This is a genomic window from Chryseobacterium lathyri (genome assembly GCF_030812195.1).
In the GTDB taxonomy this organism is placed as follows: Bacteria; Bacteroidota; Bacteroidia; order Flavobacteriales; family Weeksellaceae; genus Chryseobacterium; species Chryseobacterium lathyri_A.
This window is the reverse complement of record NZ_JAUSSF010000001.1, coordinates 1,267,013-1,284,951: the sequence shown is the minus strand read 5'-3', so window position 1 is coordinate 1,284,951 and position 17,939 is coordinate 1,267,013. Positions and strand designations below refer to the sequence as shown.

Here is a 17,939-nt window from a genome sequence, read left to right as displayed (position 1 = left end):
TGCTTAAAAATCATCAATGAAAATTCCTGCCTCACAACTACTGGATGAACTGAAAACACTCACTAAGGAACACCTGCAATACACAGAGAACCTACTTCGGCAATCCGATGATAAGCTCAACTCAAGAATGTCAAATGAAAGCTGGAGCGTATTGGAATGCCTGGAGCATCTTAACCGTTACGGGAATTTTTATATTTCGGAAATCAGCCACAGAATTTCTTCCTCAAAAACTTCTCCCACACCTGTTTTTAAGCCAGGAATGCTTGGGAATTATTTTGCACAAAGCATGCTTCCCAAGGAAAAGCTTAACAAAATGAAAACCTTCAAAAATATGAATCCGGTACACAGCCAGCTGGATAAAGAAGTCATAAAAGAATTTATAAAGCAGCAATGTCAATTAATAGAACTGCTGGAAAAAGCAAAAGAGACTGATCTTAATACCGTTAAGATCAGCATCAGTATTTCAAAGCTCATCAGGCTTAAGCTTGGAGACACTTTCCGTTTTGTGGTTTATCATAACCTAAGACATATTCGTCAGGCAGAAAATATTCTTTCAGTGAGCTGAGGTTTTGTGGCAAAGATTCCAAATATTTATTAATTTTAGGTCTATGGAAATCATTTACCGTAAAACAATACAGACTCCGCTTGGAGAAATGGCAGCCTGCGCCGTTGAAGAAGGAATCTGCCTGCTTGAGTTTACCGACCGGAAGAATTTTGAAAAGCAGTTTATCTCCTTATCAAAAGCATTAAAAGCTAATATTGAAGAACGGGATCACAAACATTTCATACAGCTTGAACAAGAATTGGAAGAATACTTTGAAGGGAAAAGACAAGTCTTCAATGTTCCCATTTACATTACCGGAACCGAGTTTCAGGAAAAGGTCTGGCAGCTTCTGCGTGAAATTCCGATGGGAGAGACCAGAACCTACAAACAGCAGTCAGAGTTTTTAGGAAATCCTAAGGCAATACGTGCAGTGGGAACAGCAAACGGGATCAATAAAATTGCCATTCTGATACCCTGTCACCGTGTAATAGGTTCAAATGGTGAGCTGGTAGGCTATGCAGGAGGAATCTGGAGAAAGCAAAAATTATTGGAATTAGAAAAGGCTATTTTATTTTGATTTTTGTAAATTTAGGCAAAAATTTACACGTGAAAAAGTTACTATTTGCACTTTGCATATCAGCTTCGGCTTTAAGTTTTGCTCAGGATTACTCAGTACCGGCAGCAAGTCCGCGTCAGAAGGTTGAACAGCAGTTTTCTATGTCCAAAATCAGCATTGATTATGGAAGACCGGGAGTGAAAGGGCGTAAGATCTTCGGGGAACTGGTTCCTTACGGACAGGTTTGGAGAGCAGGCGCTAACTCATCTACAAAAATCACATTCGGACAGTCTGTTAATTTCGGTGGGAAAATAGTTCCGGCAGGAACATACGGGCTTTTTATCGTTCCTACAGAAAAAGAATGGAAAGTAATATTAAATAAAGATTTCCAGCAGTGGGGCGCTTATACTTATGATCCAAAGCAGGATGTAGTAGATGTAACCGTACCGGTAAACAAACTGGCTGACAAGCAGGAGTGGTTTGAAATCACCTTGAACCCAACTGATGAAAACTCAGGAAATCTTGTTATTAAATGGGATATGGCTCAGGCAGAAGTTGCTTTAAAACCTGCAAAACCAGATGCTGTTATCAAGATTGCAGATAAGCTGAAAGAAATTAAGAAAATAGAATCTGACGCAGCAAAAACAAAAAGCTAAGCAATGAAATTTTCAATTCAGCCCGTTTTAGAAAATCAGGAATACCAATTAATCCCCTTACAGCAAGGGGATTTTGAGTCTTTATATGAAGTTGCTTCCGATCCCAGAGTTTGGGAGCAGCACCCCAATAAAGAGCGATATCAGCGAGAGGTTTTTGAAAGCTTTTTCAGAGGTGCTATAGAAAGCGGAGGAGCTTTTAAAATCGTAGAAAAATCTTCCGGTGATGTTTTAGGCAGTACCCGCTTTTATGATTTTGATGAAAATGAGAACCGTATTTTTATCGGTTATACCTTCTATGGAACAAAGTCGTGGGGAAAAGGGATCAATCCTCAAGTGAAAAAAATGATGCTAGATTATATCTTCCAGTATGTGGATAAAGTACATTTCCATATTGGGAAAGAGAATTTTCGTTCCCAGACGGCTCTGGAAAGAATCGGTGGAAAGAAGATCGCGGAAGAGGAAGTGGCTTATTTTGCAGAGCCTACACGAACCAATTTTGTGTATGAAATGAAAAAAGAAGACCATTCATGAAAAAGTACAGGATCCAGAAATCACCGTTTGTAGTGCCTACCACAGACGGAAAACTGATTGAAGAGCACTGGGGAAATTCTACAGGAAATTCAGATATTTCCATTGCCCATATGGTAGCACCACCGGACTGGAGTGAGCCGCATCAGACTCCGGATTTTGATGAGTTTACCCTGATTATTTCAGGAAAAAAGCAGTTTGAGATAGAGGGAGAAGTGATCATTCTTGAAAAAGGACAGAGTATTTTAATAGAAAAAGGAGCAAGAGTGCGTTACAGCAACCCTTTCCCGGAACCTTGCGAATATATAGCCATCTGCCTTCCGGCGTTTTCTATGGATTTGGTGAACAGGGAAGAGGATTAAATAATGTAACAATTTAACAGTGTAATAATTTACCAATTTCTATTTCCCGGATTAGGTATTGCTACACTGTTAGATTGGTACATTGTTATATTAAAAAGTTATCTCAAAATTTCTTTCAGGAATAGCAGCGTATGGTTCCAGGCTCTCTTGGCCATTACCTCATTGTAATCCGGCGATTTCGGATCGGTAAATGTGTGTTTCGAATGAGCATAAGTGATGATCTGCCAATCTGCATTGCCCTCGTTCATTTCTTTAATTAAATTGTTATAATCTTCCGGGGTTACTCCCTGGTCATCAGCCGGATTTTCAACAAGGATTTTTGCGGAAATTGGTCCATTTTTTCTGGTCTGATCTTTTCCTATACTTCCATGAATGGAAACAACTCCCACAACCGGAAGACTTCCTCTTGCAGATTCCAAGGCTCCCGTTCCGCCGAAACAGTAGCCGATTACAGCAATTTTACCGGCATTTGCCCCGTTTTTCTTCAATTGGTCTAAAGCCAGAGAAATCCGTTTTTGGTAAGCATCATAATTTTGTTTGTAATATCCGGATGTTTTGCTGGCAGAAGCATTATCAGCGGGAATATTTCCTTCACCGTAAATGTCAGCAATAAAGGCGATATAACCCTGTTTCTCAAGCTCGGCAGCCGCTGTTTTGGCTTCATCATCGATACCTTTCCAGGCCGGAAGAATCAGAACACCCGGAAGCTTTTTCCCTGCATTCGAAGTGACCAGCCCGTTGAGTTTCTGAGAACCATCCTGATAGGAAACGGGTTTTAACTTTTGACTAAAAACAGTTCCTGCACTTATCATGCACGCTGTTAATAAGAGATTGCGTATCATATTCTGTAATTTAGTAGATTGTTAAACAATTTTCACTATGAATAGAAAATCTTCAACTAAATTACAGAAAATAACTTATATCGAGGATGTAAATATTATAAAACCAAAGGAGGTCAGAGTTGAATTCCCAGATCTGCCAGCTCTTTTTCCAGATCAGTATCCGGGTTGATTTTTATGGTCATAAATCCCAGTGAATTGGCCATTTCGATATTTTTTGGATTATCATCGATGAAAACAGATTCACTCGCCTTAAGATTATATCTTTCCAGCAGAATATGCCAGATTTTAGGATCCGGTTTGATCAGTTTTTCTGTTCCTGAAACTACGATCTTTCCGTTAAAAAGCTTAAAGAAGTCATAATTTTCAAGCGCATAAGGAAAAGTTTCCTCAGACCAGTTGGTCAGCCCGAACAATTGATAACTTGTATTTCCTAAACGTCTTAAAATCTCTACGTTCTGCGGAATATCACTTTTCAGCATCACGGTCCAGTTATCATAATAAGCTCTGAGCTCCTTTTCCCATTCAGGGAATTTTTTCACCTGTAGCTCGGTACCTTCTGCAAGGCTTCTTCCTCTGTCTTGTTCCTCATTCCATTCCGACTGGGCAATGTTTTCAAGAAAGTATTCCATTTTTTCATCGTCATTGAAATATTCTTTGAAAAAATATCTAGGATTCCAATCCATTAGTACACCTCCAAAATCGAATATTATATTCTTAATTTCCATATTCATTGTTTATTATTGCTGTTATAATATTTACTGTAGATTCCCTCAGATAGCACAGTTCTTTTACTAATTTTAAACCATTTAGGATTAGCTTAAAGCATAGCTCAACTTAATATTTTCAAAAAAGTCAAAATTCTTAACACTTCAAAATCTTCACTCAGGTTTATAAAATTGGTACTGCCCGTTTTCATAATATGCATTGATGTGCTGCAGGCCATTGGTAAGGATAATTTCTTTCGCTCCGATAATGGAGTTGTACCGAGCTGTCTGTTCAAATGTTTTTTCTGTCAGCTTAATTTGTGGCGCCTTGCATTCAATCAGGATAATGGGTTCTGTTTTCTCAGTAACCAGCAGGTCGATTCTTTTGGTAAGGCCGTTCAGAAGGATTTTTTTTTCAGTGATAATTGCTGACCGGGAATAGGCCTTTACGGTAAGATAATAGTGTACCCAGTGCTGCCTCACCCATTCTTCAGGGGTGAGGAGAAGATAAGTTTTACGGATTAAGTCATAAATAAAAAACTTATCTTTGTCTTTCTTGAATTTAAAATCAAAAGTTTCCTGAAAATTCAGTTTTGGAAGTTCCATTAATTAAGATGAAAGAATTAGATTTAATCCTCAAAAATATTAAAAATAAAGAAGTTTTACCTATTTATTTTTTCCACGGAGAAGAACCTTACTTTATTGATGCCGCTGTCAAAGTGCTTGAGCACGACTTTCTGGAGGAAGATGAAAAAGCTTTTAACCAGACCGTCGTATATGGAAAAGATACTTCCTATCAGGAAATCCTTTCCCTGGCAAGACAATTCCCGATGATGGGGGACAAGCAGGTGATCATTGTAAAAGAAGCTCAGGATCTGAAATTTAATGAAGAGGAAAACAGGGTTCTGGAAACCTATGTTGAAAATCCTGTACCGTCTACCGTGTTGGTTTTTGCTCATAAACATAAGAAACTGGACAGCAGAAAAAAAGCCACAAAAGCTTTGGACAAAGCAAAAGCTCTTTTCTTAAGTGAATCGGTGAGAGATACCAATCTTCCGAAATGGATTGCAGACGAATGTACACACCTTAAAATTAAAACAGCTCCGAATATTTCCCATTTGCTTGCAGAATACCTGGGAAACGACCTTTCAAGAATTGCCAACGAGCTGAATAAACTGAAGATCATCCTTAAAGAAGGTGAAATACTGGACGGGACGATCGTGGAAAACCATATCGGGATCAGTAAGGAATACAATGTTTTTGAGCTTCAGAAGGCTTTAGGAACCAAAAATGCTGATGCGGCCTTTAAGATTGCTCATTTTATGGGTAAAAACCCAAAAAACAATCCTTTTGTTATGATGCTTGCAAGTCTTTACAGCTACTTTTCCAATGTGATCATTTACCAGACGATGGCTGGCCAGCCACCACAGGTTATTGCTTCACAGATGGGCGTTAATCCTTATTTTATCAAAGATTATGCAGAAAGTGCAAGATTGTATCCTCTAAAGCATGCGACAAGAGTTATTTCTATTTTAAGAGAGTTTGATATGAAAGGGAAGGGGCTTGGCGCTGTGAATATGGGAGAGGCAGAGCTGATTAAAGAACTGGTGTATAAGATTATCAATGTGGATAAGATTAAAATGAAGGTGTAGTGAGGGCGGTTTTTGATTGGGAGTGTTGGAGTGAAGAATAAAATCTTATAATCAATTCCGAATCTTGCATTCTGAAATGCAAACAATTTATCGACAGTTTACATATTTGATATTGACAAGTATCATTAAAAATACTTTAATAAAACATTTAAAATTACGAAATTAGCAGACTGAATTAAAATCTTTTTGAACAAAGTAAATTTATGGAGCAAAACATTTTAGATTGTGTGATCGTTGGATCTGGACCTTCTGGTTTCACAGCAGCAATATATGCGGCAAGAGCAGACTTAAAACCTGAACTTTATACAGGTTTGGAGCCGGGCGGACAATTAACAACAACTACGGAAGTTGATAACTTTCCAGGATATCCGGCAGGGATTACAGGACCTGAAATGATGATGGATCTACAGAAGCAGGCGGAAAGATTCGACACTAAAGTTCATTATGAAATGATCACTAAAGCTGAATTCTCTAAGGAAAATGGCGGTGTTCACAAATTATATGCAGGAAATAAGGAGATCTTGGCTAAAACAGTGATTATCTCTACAGGAGCTACGGCAAAATACCTTGGTCTGGATGATGAGAAGAAATATGCAGGAGGAGGTGTTTCGGCATGTGCTACATGCGACGGTTTCTTCTACAGAGGAAAAGATGTGGTGGTGGTAGGAGCAGGAGATACGGCAGCTGAGGAAGCTACTTATCTTGCGAAACTTACCAGAAAAGTAACGATGCTTGTAAGAAAAGATGTTTTCAGAGCTTCTAAAGCGATGATCCACAGAGTGGAAAATACTCCGAATATTGAAGTAAAATTCAATCATGAGCTGATTGGTATTGAGGGTGAAAACAGCCTTGTAGAAAGAGCCCTGATCATCAACAACCAAACAAACGAAACCTCTACTGTTGACGTGGAAGGTATCTTTATTGCCATTGGACACAAACCGAATACGGATATCTTCGCAGGACAAATTGATCTTGACGAAAACGGATATATCCTTACTGAAAAAGGATCTACAAGAACGAATCTTCCGGGAGTTTTTGCTGCAGGAGATGTTCAGGATCATATCTACAGACAAGCGATCACCGCTGCAGGAAGCGGATGTATGGCTGCGATGGATGCAGAGAAATATCTTGCTGAATTACATTAATATTCAGTTTTTTACAATACAGAGCGTACCCGGTGGGTGCGCTTTTTTTTATTTCATTTTATCCATTTCTTACCACAAAGTTTTAATTGGTGGGATCACATTCCCCTCCTTTGGAGGGGTGGCGAAAATTCAACGAATTTTTGACGGGGTGGTTTAAAAAGATCTATATCAGCCACAAAAGCTACAAAAGTTTTTTAAACACTTTAGTTATTTTAAGTTAAATGTATTGCGTACAGGAAGTACATTTAAGTTTTTATGAAAATTTTTGATTTTCTGTTTTTGTGATCCAGTCTGGTAAAACTTTTCAAACTAAAGTATTTAAATAATTTAAAGCTTTGTGCCTTTATGATTAAATAATAGAACGAGGTAGCATTAGCTAATTGATTTTGTATTAAGTATTTAAAAAGTAGACTGAATAATATTTTTTAAAAAATAGGTTTATACTCGCCATCACTAGAAGAATGAGTAATTATTTTTGATTAAATTTTTAAATTAATATCATTATGGGAAAACGAAAAAGAAAAATTGGAGGAGAGGAAATATCCCAATTGTCAAAATTTGCAAAAATGCAAAGGTATTTAGATGTTAATAAAGCTCGTAGATGGCTTTCGAAATGGGCAATACTAGTAAATTCTATTTGGTTATTTTTAGTTATGTTGATACTTTATTTAAATAGTAATTACTTATGCTTGTCAGATACAGTACTTGTAACATTGCTTACAACAACTACATATTTTCAGAGAAAATACTTAAATTTAAATTCCAATCAAAAAAAATAATATGCACAACAAAATCATTAAAATAAAACACGTTACAGGAACCTATATCATTGAAATCAAAGATGGAAGGCTTAATGAAATGCAAAGCCAGCTGGACAAATGTCTGAACGATGAACAAGCGGCTATTGTAGTAAAAGGAGAAAATGGAGATCAGTTTGTGTATCCGTCCGATCTTATAAAAAACAGCTTCATTGCCATAGTAGAGAGAGAAGAAGTTAAAGCGCTTTAGAAAATAATTCGCCTGATTTTAAGTCTATTATTAAGCTTCGTTAAAATTTCTCTCGGAAAAGTTTTGCAGAACTGTAAAATCGTTTTATATTTGCACCACTGAAAACAACGGTATAGCCGTTATTCAGGAGAGATGGCAGAGTGGTCGATTGCGATAGTCTTGAAAACTATTGACTGTAACAGGTCCGGGGGTTCGAATCCCTCTCTCTCCGCAAGATGCAAAAACGAAAGTTTTCAAAAAGCATCAAAAAATAAAAAAATCCTGCAAAATCAATGATTTGCAGGATTTTTTTATTTATGGCAATTGCTGTAATTTTCAAAAATACTCGGAAAGTTTGTGGCAATTCTGTGGCGGTTTTTAAATTACTTAAAAATTGCCACAAAAAACAAATTTAAAAGCTGTGAAAATGTGTTTAATTGGTTTATAATGAACATGTTGAATGTATAAACATCTTGATTTGAGGAACTTTTAGTTTGACATTTATAACCTTTAAAATGTTGAATTATGTTAGTAGAACAAAGCTATGGGCTCACTTTCTTTTAAAGAGCTCAAAAAATGAAAAGATCGTTATATTTATGTACGGATAACGGTAGATGGCATTCCTCTCTACTGTGCTGCGATAATCTGGATGATAAGATGGAGTGTAGTTAATGTAGCCAAATTGCTGAAGTTGCTTAAAATACTTGTGATAGCTGGTAATTGTATTAATGCGTGAGTATCTCAGCAGCTTGCTTCTGCTCACTCTGATAAGCCGTTTTTAATAAAATCGATTAAGGTTTCTTTTCTATTACAAATGCCTTCAACTCTGCGATTTTTCCATCTTCGAATCGCCATATATCACAGTAAGGAATTAAAGTGTTCGTAATTTCCGTTCCTTTTCCTCTATTGGATTTAAATTTGCTACATAAGACCGAATTCTTCCGTCGTGTTTTTTTATTATGAACAGAGCTAAAATAAGAAATACTCCTAAAGTAAGAACAAGCGCATTATCAATATATTTAGCATTTAGAGCATAATCTTTTATTACCATTATACCTACTTTATTATTTTCCGGATCTTCCAGCACTGTATAGGCTAAAACATCCCAAAAAAAGTGCAAAGAGACTGCCACCCAGATAGATTTGAAATAAACATATACAATGGCAAAAATATACCCAAAAAACACAATACCAATATACCAGAAATAAGAAGTCTCCTCCATATCAAAACTGCTCCAGTGTACCACAGAAAACAATATTGATGAAATTAAGGCAGAGGTATGAAAGCCAAAATTATTCTTCATTAAAGTATTTAAGACCAATCCTCTGAAATAAAATTCTTCCCAAAAACCTACTACTACACAAGTTGCCATAATCCCAAACAGGGTTTTTCCAAAATTAGGTTTTAATGCCACCCATTCGGACTGGACACCAAATACAATTGAGGCAACCAAAATTCCAACTCCCATCATGACGAAAGCCAATGTTATTCCAATAGCTATATTTTTAAAAAATTTATGCAGATAAAACCCAATGGCCTTCCCGGATAAGTGATTGTATTTTCTATTGAAGATTAATACATAAAAGAATACAGAAATTGGCAATAGAGAAACAATGATATTCCCAACCCATTTACTTATATTATTTCGAGCATAGGTACTGCTACCTGCAATTAAAATAAAGAGTATAAGCATCCCTATTGTTGTAAGTAAAATAACGCCCAGCGTTTTTAATTTTAATTTTATTTTTTCATTTTTAAATTTCATAACTTCTTTTACATGATTGATTCAGGGACGGGAATTATGCTCTGGTCCGGTGAACAGTAAAGTCATTCACCCCAGCAAGAGCTTTTCCAATTTTCATAATATGATCCTGCGAAAACTCAATAAGAGCATCCGTGATTTTTTTAAGCAGTACAATATCACCCAAAGAGTCTTTTGACTTTTCAGAGATCTGTACATTCATAGAAACTGTTGCTATTAAAACAGAAAATAGTATTGTAAAAAAAAATTTCATCATTTGTGTATTTTTAGAGGACTAATTACCCTGATTAAGGTTCCTTATGATCAACTTTGGAATGAACAATATCATAATATACTGAAGGATTAGCTGCATTAGGAATAACCCTGTAGGTAAATATGTTACTATTTAATTCAAGAATTTCTGTAACACGGGTCCAGGCTATGGTACCGTCAGGATTTCTGGCTACCAGAGTTCTTGTTTTTCCGTCTGGGGAAATAGACCAGTCCCCCTGATTCCTTAATACATCATTTAATCCATAGATCGCATATTGTCCTCCTGCTCTGAAATAAGCATATCCTACGAAACCGTTTACTGCCGGATTGTTAAGGTCAACATGGGCTCCGGTGTTATCAAGAGCATCAGTTGTTTTCCAGGCAGTTGAAGCTAGTGTAAGTTGTCCGTTTGCGGGTTCAGCATGGTTTACTCTTTCATGAATAATATCATAAAATATGGAAGGATCGCTTGGATTTGTATGAATTCTATAAGTGAATACTTTTTTATTAAGTTCAAGAATTTCTACATCACGGGTGAAAATTGGTGTTCTGTCAGGGCGAAGTGAAGTAATTGTTCTTGTTTTTCCTTGAGGATCTACAGACCATGTACCTATGGATCTTAATACATCATTCAATCCGTAGATAGCAAAATTTCCATCGCTTTTAAAGTAGGCAAACCCTACAAATCCGGCTACAGCAGGATCGTTTAAGGCTATACTTTTCCCGTCTTTATCTTTCGCGCCTGTAGTAGCCCAAGGGGTAGAAGATAAAATTTGTGACGGAGTAAGTGCAGGATCTACGATAACAAATTCGTCATCATTGTCTGAACAAGCAACAAAACTAGCTGTTAATGCAAATGCAGCAAACAGGTAAAAAACTTTTTTTAATGTAATCATTGTAAATAAATTTATAGGTTAAACTAATTTTTCTTTTGAAAAAGAGCAGGGAAAATGAAAAATTTGGAACCCTGCTCTAAAAAAAACAAACACTAAATGAAATAATAAAATCGATTATTGAGCATCTCCTACACAAAATATCATGAGGGAACCAGCAGCTCCGGCGGGCTGAGATCCTATAATATCGATCTCATCAAACCATACTCCGCCAATATTATAAATAATTGAATATCCTCCATTCGTAGGAGCATTGTTTGCATTAATTGTACCGCCAGTTGATGTTGAAGTAATTGTAAAATAGGTAGTATTGCTTCCTAAAATTGTAGGAGATCCAACTATTACTCCGTTTCTTCTTAATATGTATTGATAGACTTCTCCTCTGTTGGTAGCAGACTGGCTTACTTTAAAGTTTGAAATTGCTCTGTTAAATTTAAACTTTAAGCGAGAGCTTGTCTCTGTTGGACCAACCATAAGTGCGTATGTAGGTCCTCCTGGATTTCCTCCTGCATTGAAAAGATTACTCACAGTCGCAGTAACGGGTAATCCGTTTACCGTCCCACTTACAGAAGTATTATTTTGATATAATCCCCCTATAGTCCAGCCTGTACATGTTTCAGAAACACTCCCTGGAAGAGGAGGACCTACTACAACGTTTCTTGTTAACGTACAAGTTCTTCCTCCAATATTAATGGCAAAGCTGGCAGTCCCTGAAGTAGCAGGAGTTCCTGTTACCGTGTAGGTAAGTGTACCGTTTCCGTTGGCAAAAGTACCTGCAGTTAAGGTTGCTGTAAGTCCTGTAACTCCTGTAGAAGCTACGACCTGACCTCCATGAGTACCTGCGTTACCTCCTGTGTAAGGAATTACAGATGTTACACCAGAAGCGGCTATTCCTCTTGTCAAAGTTCCATTATTAATAGCGCCTGCACAGTTTAATGTTGCCACACTTCCCACAGGAGCAGTGACAGCTCTTGTTAAAGTACAGGTACGGCCGCCGATATTAATGGCAAAATTTGCATTTCCCACTGCGCTTGGTGTTCCTGTAATGGTATAGATAAGGGCTCCGTTCCCTGTGACAAAACTTCCTGCCGCCAATGTTGCAGTAAGCCCTGTTACGCCTGTAGAGGTTACAATCTGTCCGCCGTGCGAACCTCCGTTTCCTCCTGTATATGGAATTGATGAAGTAACAGAATTATTTATTCCTGTGGTTAAAGTACCATTATTGGTGGCACTTGCACAGGTAACTGCTGTAATAGTTCCTGCAGGAGGGGAGGTGACAGCACAGGTAGATACCCATGCAGAGGAGTTCCAAAAATCCATACAGTTGGTCGTGGTATTATAGATCATTAGTCCCGCCGGTTTAGTAGCTGCCGGAATGGCATTTCTTTGGGCAGTTGTGAGTCTCGGAGGTAGAAATCCTTTACTGGTAGCATTTAATTCTAATACTGCATTGGCGTTTGGAGCAGCGGTCCCGATACCCATATTTCCGTTTGGTAGCATTGCAGCAACGGTAGTAAGGGTTTGTCCATCACCATAAGTACCGGTAGCATTTGCCCCCACGTTAAACAGTATACCTCTTTCTGCTCCGGATGCATTAATAGAAGGTGAATATGAATCTATATTAAACCAAAGGTTATCCCAGCTTCCGCTTCCCGATGCAGCTTTTATACCCATTCGGTTACCTACAATATCTAATTTTGCAACGGGTGTATTGGTGCCAATTCCAACACTGTTGTTGGCAGCGTCTACTGAGAATGTATTTCCATCTACTGAGAATGAGTTTACTCTCGTTCCTGTAAAAGCGATGGTCTTGTCTCCCTGATTTACGGTACGGTCACTTTCAAGGGTACCGTTGGTGTTATAAATATTTACCATTGGATTGACAAGAGACGGAGTATTCAGCTTTACCCAAAAACTTCCGTCAAAATAATAATATCCTATATTATCGATATTAATGGCTGTGCCCATTTGTAAACCCTTACTGATGTCATTTACATATATTAATGTAGACACAGGTGTCCCCATCATCGATTGGGCTCGTTGCCTGTCTACTCTGGGAATAAGAAGACCATCCACATTTCTGGAAGTTCCTGTTGCTTCTTTTGCTGTAATATCAAATGTTGCTTTTGGGTTAGTGGTATTAATACCAACTTGGGAAAAAGCAAAAACAGAATTGAGCAGAGAAAATAAAATAATTGCATTTTTTTTCATTTCTTAATTGTTTTTGGAGCTTAGAATTTTATCCTTATGTTTTTAGAATCGTATCTCAATACTTAAAATTGACTAGTATTATTAAAAGTATTTCGATGTCATATTGTGTTTGCAAATTTATCACCAGCAGATTAAATAAAAGCACTACAATAACACAACACGTTTTTAGTCGATTGTAAATCAGTGATTTGCTAACTACGTGAAGTAGAATTGCAGTATTGTAATAATTGAAATACTATCATGAATTTTCGTTAATTATTTTAATTCACGATTTATTTTTTTGATTTTCGTAAATTCGGACAACAAAATATATTGTATGTCTCTTCATCATGTTGTCATAAAATCCTTAATCTTTCTTTTTCTGCTGCAAACCGCCCGGTATAAATCTCAGGATTATTCTTTTTTTCCCGAGACCATACAAAAGACAGCTGAGTACTATAATAAAGGAGAGCATGTAAAAGCAATGGAGTTTAATCTCAATGCCCTGAAGAAATATGAAAAGGCCGGTGATAAAGATGGCATGGTAACTGTCTACACCAATATAGGATTTTTGCTTTTTTCTTATAATAAACTTCAGGAGAGTATTGATTATTTAGATAAAGCCAAAGAGGCAATGGGAGGTAATGATACCCCTCTGTTTTGGGCTAGAATTTACAGTGAATATGCTAAAAATTATACGCGGTTGGGAATGCTTGATAAGTCGAACACTTTTTTTGATAAGGCTATTCAGTATACAGAGGATATCCCCATAGAAAAGCAAAAAAAATATCTTTTATTCTATATTTATACTTGGAAACGGCTCAACTTTCTGAATAAACCGGATTCACTAAAAAGTATTGAGCGAAAGACCCTTATCAATTTACCTAGCGGTATTACCTATACTAAAATAGCTGATAGGTTTATGGAAAATAATATCTGTCTTGATTCAGCAGAATATTATCTCAATAAAGCGACTACTGCTCCGGATAGAAATTTCATATTAATTAAAGGAATTACGTTGTTCAGTTATGGAAATTTGTATGCCATAAAAGGAGATCATGAAAAGACACTTCAGTATTATCTGCAATCCCTGGATGCTTTCAGAAAAGGGGAGTCGAAAACTCTTATCAGGAAAGCTTATGATTCACTTTCAAGTGTTTATAATGCTATGAATAATGAGAAAATGTCTAAGGAATATCTGGAAAAATACAAAGTTTTAAATGATAGTATCAAAAATGAAGAAAAGACTGCCATTAATATTGTTGTAAGTAAACTTTCGGAAGATGAGGTGAAAGAAAAAAGATATGAGAAAAATAAAATGTACCTGATAATTTCTTGTATTATTATTTTATTTGTGATTTCCATTTATTTCATTCGAAGGATTAATCTTTCGAACCAGTTAAAAAAAGACCGTCTTCTTGAAGAACAAACTCTAAAAGTTCTTAAATTAAAAAAGCAAATTGATAGCACTTCTTTTGATAAAGTCATGAAAATGGCGCAGGAAGATAGTCCGTTTTTTCTTTCCTACTTTAAAGAAATATATCCTGAATTTTGTGAAAAATTAATCACTCATAATCCAAATCTAAAAGACAATGATATCAGGTTCTGTGCATATATGAAACTTAATATCAGTAATAAAGAGATTGCTGTTTTTAGAAATTTGACATTTAGAAGTGTTGAAACCACAAAATATCGGCTTAAAAAGAAATTAGGCTTGGAAGTTTCTACAGACCTGAATAAATGGATCAATGAATTATAAAATAAAAAAACAAGGGTGAAATACCCGTCATCAAAACACTTAAGATCAAACTTTCAATAATACTTGATGTAACGTACTGCTATGATCAAGATATACACTTATGATTGTTGCTGTTTTTTTAATTTTCATACTGTGCCTTAGCTTCCATATCCGTTGGCTCTTTTGTCAAATAGATTTTCAAAGACTTGATGGCCTTTTCGGTCTGGTGGGATAATCTATAAGCTTCACTCAAGTAGGATGCCTTGAACCGCTTCGAGCTTGGGACTATAAAGCTTGGAGATAAGATAATTTCTAAAATATTTGCTTGTTTATCCCTGTTTTTCATTTTCCTCAATTTCAGGCAGGTAATCAGGATATGGGTTGAAATTCTCCAGATGGTCTTTATTTGGTGATAAAAAGAAATGAAAAAATAGCAAGTGGCTTGAAGTATATTGTGAGTTCATTTCTCGGCGCTTCGTACATAACCTGAACGGGCCTGGAAATGTTATTGAAAAGAAATGAGTCAGTCCTTTTAATATTTGATTTCCTTATTGTGATTTTGTTTTTTCGGGAATTAATTCTATGTCCTGACAAATCGTTGCAAGGCAAAAATTACTGGAAAGTGTCCAGTATTGATTTGATTTTAGTATAACATCCTCAGAAATAAAAGCCCTCAATATACTGGCTTAGTAGATGTGATTTTGGCTTATAAAAAGTAATACTCATACCCACTTTGAAAATAATTGGTTTAATAATGAAATCGAAGTGTTGTCTTTTCGCATACTACATTTTCGTCGATTGTATCTAATGTGCTTAATTGATTTAATATGAGCGGAGCACAACAAAGCTTCATGAATTTTGATATCATATAGAGCACCCGAGATTTTTTAAAGCAGTACAATACCATCCAAAGAGTCTTTATACTTTTCGGAGGTCTGCACATTCATAGAAACTGTTACAATTAAAACAGAAAATACTTTTGAAAAAAAAATTTCATCATTTGTGTTTTAAATATCCTTTGTTTTAAACAATCTTAAGGAAAAATGTACTGGCTCCAATAATCAGCCAGAAATTAAAACTGCCTGGTAACAATTATTGAATAACCTCTTGGGACATTTCCATTGTTGGTAACATTTATTGTACCTGCTGCCGGCATCGTTAAAGTATAATTATGGCCTGTGCCATCTCCTCCGTCCTGGCAAGGCAACATTGCACTCCATACAGCTTGGGCTGTCGTTCGGTTAGGTTGGGTGAAAGTGACTGTCCCTGCCCCTGCAAGCCCGTCGATTCCCTTGATTGAATAGAGGTTACTAAAACTATTGTTAATGATATAAAATTCTGCAATAGAGACATTATTACATCCGTTATTTAATCTAACTGTAGCTTTATAAACTCCTCCATCAGTTAATCCAGTAACCAATGCAGCGGTAGCATTAGGTTGTACAGCAGCAGTAGCATTATTAATAATTGTTCCATATGTAGCAGTTACTGCTTTATTTAAAACACCATTATTATCTGCATAAACAGGAGTGATAACAGTGGGGCCAGCAGCAACAGGCAGAGATCTTACTCTGGCCGTTCCGTTTACATCAAGCCTGTCTGTAGGTGCGTTTATTCCTACCCCCACATTACCTCCGGTAGTAATAGTCAGCTGTTCTGTTCCGACAGTTCCAAATACCATACGGCCACCGGATTGATTATCCAGATATGCCTTAGCTCCGGATCCAAAGATTCCTGAACCTCTATCGGTACCCAGGTAAATATTTGAGGCCGCCGCCCCAATATGAATATCATTACGGGTGTTGGTTCCTGTATTTGTATTTCTTAAAGAGGTACGCACAAGGCCATCGTTGTTTCCAACAATGGAGACAGCACCTGTAGTGCCTGTAAAAGAAAGGGTATTGGTACCTATTCCTACAGTACGGTTTCCTGTAAGATCACCATTAGCATTATAAATGTTGGTATTTTCCATACTAGACCATACCGGTGTGGCATCTGTTCCTGTATTAACCTGAATTCTTGAATCTGTGGTATTGAAAATTGTAGTTCCAGGAGGTCTGCTGCCTGCAGCTATAGCATCCCTTTGTGCAGTAGTAAGCCTTGGTGGGATAAATCCGGAGGTGGTGCTTACAACATCAAGCTTGCCCTGAGGTGCTTCAGTTCCCATTCCTACATTCCCAAATTCATCAATTGTCATTCTGGGTGCTCCGGAAGTATTGAAATTCAGGTTTGTAAGTGAAGTTACACCACTTCCTTTATAGGTTGCATAGATAGAAGAAGTATACCCACTAAATCCTCCATCATGTCGGGGAATAAAATGTAAGATTCCGATGTTATCACCAGTTACCAATCCTGTGGGTGCTGCTGCTGTACCATTCGCTGCACGGATCTGTAACGAGGATCCTTTGGAATTACCATACCCTGTCATGACAAGGCTGTTAGCTGCTCCGCCTCCCTGATTGTCTACAGTGATATCAACTTTACTCGCCGGGACGGAGGTTCCTACTCCAACAAACCCGTTGTTTCGAACAGCAAAATCATTGACCTGCTGGGCTGCAGTAGGCGCACCGGTTGCAGGATTATCTTTTGCTCCGTCTACGTGGAAACTTTGTTGCGGGTTAGAAGTATTGATCCCTACCTGGGAGAAAACGAGGGATGCACATAACATGGCCGATAAAATAATGACATTTTTTTCCATTTCTTAAATTGTTGATTTGGTTGTTTGATTATATTTAGAATTATATTCCTTCTACTTATAATATTGAAAGCATTACGATACAGCCTGTTTTTATATTGTCAAATATAATAATTTACAACTAAATAAACTTCAATACTTTACATCTTTTTAACATAAGAAATTGGTATTTTTCCCAGCATAAAGCATTATAATCATTATTTTCTTTGGTTTTAATATATTTGAATGTACAAAAAGAGGTGAATTAATTTCAAGCTCTATTTCAGAACTGCTATACAATAAATTAAAGATTATCATCCAAAATTGATCTTTGTAATTTAGTTGATACACTTAAGTATATTACTGCCCATATTTTATGTATACAATGCTGAGCCTGTGGATCATCAGCTCCATATGTCTGCTGACAGGCTTTGTATTGATTAGAAAATTTAAA

General features: G+C 36.8%; 18 protein-coding genes and 1 tRNA gene. 10 read left to right on the top strand and 9 right to left on the bottom strand.

The window, feature by feature from the left end; translation table 11 throughout:
• The first annotated feature begins 16 nt into the window (after window positions 1-16).
• From J2T03_RS05780 to J2T03_RS05760, 5 genes are read left to right on the top strand one after another with little or no spacing between them, the layout of a single operon-like run.
• Window positions 17-565, top strand: a complete 549-nt coding sequence (locus J2T03_RS05780) for a DinB family protein (protein ID WP_307210014.1) — start codon at window positions 17-19, stop codon at window positions 563-565.
• Between the two features lie 43 nt (window positions 566-608).
• Complete coding sequence (locus J2T03_RS05775) at window positions 609-1,121, top strand: methylated-DNA--[protein]-cysteine S-methyltransferase (RefSeq protein WP_307210012.1); 513 nt, start codon at window positions 609-611, stop codon at window positions 1,119-1,121.
• Window positions 1,122-1,150: 29 nt separating this feature from the next.
• Window positions 1,151-1,756, top strand: coding sequence for a DUF2911 domain-containing protein (locus J2T03_RS05770; RefSeq protein WP_306845852.1), 606 nt, complete (start codon window positions 1,151-1,153; stop codon window positions 1,754-1,756).
• Between the two features lie 3 nt (window positions 1,757-1,759).
• Complete coding sequence (locus J2T03_RS05765; RefSeq protein WP_306845854.1) at window positions 1,760-2,287, top strand: GNAT family N-acetyltransferase; 528 nt, start codon at window positions 1,760-1,762, stop codon at window positions 2,285-2,287.
• A complete protein-coding gene (locus J2T03_RS05760) occupies window positions 2,284-2,646 on the top strand; it encodes a cupin domain-containing protein (RefSeq protein WP_307210010.1) in 363 nt (120 codons plus the stop codon). Before J2T03_RS05765 ends, J2T03_RS05760 begins: the two co-directional genes overlap by 4 nt.
• A gap of 98 nt (window positions 2,647-2,744) precedes the next feature.
• On the opposite strand, the gene J2T03_RS05755 is transcribed toward J2T03_RS05760, so the two are convergent.
• The 3 genes from J2T03_RS05755 to J2T03_RS05745 all read right to left on the bottom strand — a co-directional run bounded on the left by J2T03_RS05755 (window position 2,745) and on the right by J2T03_RS05745 (window position 4,798).
• Window positions 2,745-3,488 (bottom strand): dienelactone hydrolase family protein, encoded by a 744-nt coding sequence (locus J2T03_RS05755; protein ID WP_307210008.1) that lies wholly within the window; start codon window positions 3,486-3,488, stop codon window positions 2,745-2,747.
• A 113-nt stretch (window positions 3,489-3,601) separates the two neighbouring features.
• Window positions 3,602-4,213, bottom strand: coding sequence for an HAD family hydrolase (locus tag J2T03_RS05750; protein WP_307210006.1), 612 nt, complete (start codon window positions 4,211-4,213; stop codon window positions 3,602-3,604).
• 153 nt (window positions 4,214-4,366) lie between these two features.
• Window positions 4,367-4,798 (bottom strand): type I restriction enzyme HsdR N-terminal domain-containing protein, encoded by a 432-nt coding sequence (locus J2T03_RS05745; RefSeq protein ID WP_306845863.1) that lies wholly within the window; start codon window positions 4,796-4,798, stop codon window positions 4,367-4,369.
• 8 nt (window positions 4,799-4,806) lie between these two features.
• Here J2T03_RS05745 and holA point away from each other — a divergent pair, with 8 nt between their 5' ends.
• From holA to J2T03_RS05725, 4 genes are all read left to right on the top strand, one after another.
• Window positions 4,807-5,844, top strand: a complete 1,038-nt coding sequence (gene holA, locus J2T03_RS05740; protein WP_306845864.1) for a DNA polymerase III subunit delta — start codon at window positions 4,807-4,809, stop codon at window positions 5,842-5,844.
• Between the two features lie 203 nt (window positions 5,845-6,047).
• Window positions 6,048-6,989: a thioredoxin-disulfide reductase gene (gene trxB, locus J2T03_RS05735; RefSeq protein ID WP_306845866.1), complete on the top strand. Its 942-nt coding sequence runs from the start codon at window positions 6,048-6,050 to the stop codon at window positions 6,987-6,989.
• Window positions 6,990-7,769: 780 nt separating this feature from the next.
• Window positions 7,770-7,997: a glyceraldehyde-3-phosphate dehydrogenase gene (locus tag J2T03_RS05730; protein ID WP_307210004.1), complete on the top strand. Its 228-nt coding sequence runs from the start codon at window positions 7,770-7,772 to the stop codon at window positions 7,995-7,997.
• A gap of 126 nt (window positions 7,998-8,123) precedes the next feature.
• A tRNA-Ser gene (locus J2T03_RS05725) sits at window positions 8,124-8,208 on the top strand.
• Between the two features lie 639 nt (window positions 8,209-8,847).
• On the opposite strand, the gene J2T03_RS05720 is transcribed toward J2T03_RS05725, so the two are convergent.
• The 4 genes from J2T03_RS05720 to J2T03_RS05705 all read right to left on the bottom strand — a co-directional run bounded on the left by J2T03_RS05720 (window position 8,848) and on the right by J2T03_RS05705 (window position 13,094).
• Window positions 8,848-9,741, bottom strand: coding sequence for a CPBP family intramembrane glutamic endopeptidase (locus J2T03_RS05720; RefSeq protein ID WP_307210002.1), 894 nt, complete (start codon window positions 9,739-9,741; stop codon window positions 8,848-8,850).
• Window positions 9,742-9,775: 34 nt separating this feature from the next.
• A complete protein-coding gene (locus tag J2T03_RS05715) occupies window positions 9,776-9,994 on the bottom strand; it encodes a hypothetical protein (RefSeq protein ID WP_307210001.1) in 219 nt (72 codons plus the stop codon).
• Window positions 9,995-10,025: 31 nt separating this feature from the next.
• Window positions 10,026-10,886: a DUF4822 domain-containing protein gene (locus J2T03_RS05710; RefSeq protein ID WP_307209999.1), complete on the bottom strand. Its 861-nt coding sequence runs from the start codon at window positions 10,884-10,886 to the stop codon at window positions 10,026-10,028.
• Window positions 10,887-11,000: 114 nt separating this feature from the next.
• Entirely contained in the window at window positions 11,001-13,094 is a 2,094-nt protein-coding gene (locus J2T03_RS05705; protein ID WP_307209996.1) for a hypothetical protein, read from the bottom strand.
• 316 nt (window positions 13,095-13,410) lie between these two features.
• On the opposite strand from J2T03_RS05705, the gene J2T03_RS05700 reads away from it, so the two are divergent.
• Window positions 13,411-14,832: a tetratricopeptide repeat protein gene (locus J2T03_RS05700; RefSeq protein WP_307209994.1), complete on the top strand. Its 1,422-nt coding sequence runs from the start codon at window positions 13,411-13,413 to the stop codon at window positions 14,830-14,832.
• Between the two features lie 118 nt (window positions 14,833-14,950).
• Here J2T03_RS05700 and J2T03_RS05695 read toward each other — a convergent pair whose 3' ends face one another.
• Both J2T03_RS05695 and J2T03_RS05690 read right to left on the bottom strand, forming a co-directional pair.
• Window positions 14,951-15,157, bottom strand: coding sequence for a hypothetical protein (locus J2T03_RS05695; protein ID WP_307209992.1), 207 nt, complete (start codon window positions 15,155-15,157; stop codon window positions 14,951-14,953).
• Between the two features lie 726 nt (window positions 15,158-15,883).
• A complete protein-coding gene (locus J2T03_RS05690) occupies window positions 15,884-17,509 on the bottom strand; it encodes a hypothetical protein (protein ID WP_307209990.1) in 1,626 nt (541 codons plus the stop codon).
• Between the last annotated feature and the right edge of the window lie 430 nt (window positions 17,510-17,939).

What these genes read in the sequence shown, in the direction of transcription:
- trxB (WP_306845866.1), top strand. Translation starts at nt 6,048, where the DNA reads ATGGAGCAAAACATTTTAGATTGTGTGATCGTTGGATCTGGACCTTCT.
- J2T03_RS05750 (WP_307210006.1), bottom strand. Translation starts at nt 4,213, where the DNA reads ATGGAAATTAAGAATATAATATTCGATTTTGGAGGTGTACTAATGGAT.
- holA (WP_306845864.1), top strand. Translation starts at nt 4,807, where the DNA reads ATGAAAGAATTAGATTTAATCCTCAAAAATATTAAAAATAAAGAAGTT.
- J2T03_RS05690 (WP_307209990.1), bottom strand. Translation starts at nt 17,509, where the DNA reads ATGGAAAAAAATGTCATTATTTTATCGGCCATGTTATGTGCATCCCTC.
- J2T03_RS05765 (WP_306845854.1), top strand. Translation starts at nt 1,760, where the DNA reads ATGAAATTTTCAATTCAGCCCGTTTTAGAAAATCAGGAATACCAATTA.
- J2T03_RS05755 (WP_307210008.1), bottom strand. Translation starts at nt 3,488, where the DNA reads ATGATACGCAATCTCTTATTAACAGCGTGCATGATAAGTGCAGGAACT.
- J2T03_RS05745 (WP_306845863.1), bottom strand. Translation starts at nt 4,798, where the DNA reads ATGGAACTTCCAAAACTGAATTTTCAGGAAACTTTTGATTTTAAATTC.
- J2T03_RS05715 (WP_307210001.1), bottom strand. Translation starts at nt 9,994, where the DNA reads ATGATGAAATTTTTTTTTACAATACTATTTTCTGTTTTAATAGCAACA.
- J2T03_RS05705 (WP_307209996.1), bottom strand. Translation starts at nt 13,094, where the DNA reads ATGAAAAAAAATGCAATTATTTTATTTTCTCTGCTCAATTCTGTTTTT.
- J2T03_RS05695 (WP_307209992.1), bottom strand. Translation starts at nt 15,157, where the DNA reads ATGAAAAACAGGGATAAACAAGCAAATATTTTAGAAATTATCTTATCT.
- J2T03_RS05700 (WP_307209994.1), top strand. Translation starts at nt 13,411, where the DNA reads ATGTCTCTTCATCATGTTGTCATAAAATCCTTAATCTTTCTTTTTCTG.
- J2T03_RS05760 (WP_307210010.1), top strand. Translation starts at nt 2,284, where the DNA reads ATGAAAAAGTACAGGATCCAGAAATCACCGTTTGTAGTGCCTACCACA.
- J2T03_RS05710 (WP_307209999.1), bottom strand. Translation starts at nt 10,886, where the DNA reads ATGATTACATTAAAAAAAGTTTTTTACCTGTTTGCTGCATTTGCATTA.
- J2T03_RS05775 (WP_307210012.1), top strand. Translation starts at nt 609, where the DNA reads ATGGAAATCATTTACCGTAAAACAATACAGACTCCGCTTGGAGAAATG.
- J2T03_RS05720 (WP_307210002.1), bottom strand. Translation starts at nt 9,741, where the DNA reads ATGAAATTTAAAAATGAAAAAATAAAATTAAAATTAAAAACGCTGGGC.
- J2T03_RS05780 (WP_307210014.1), top strand. Translation starts at nt 17, where the DNA reads ATGAAAATTCCTGCCTCACAACTACTGGATGAACTGAAAACACTCACT.
- J2T03_RS05730 (WP_307210004.1), top strand. Translation starts at nt 7,770, where the DNA reads ATGCACAACAAAATCATTAAAATAAAACACGTTACAGGAACCTATATC.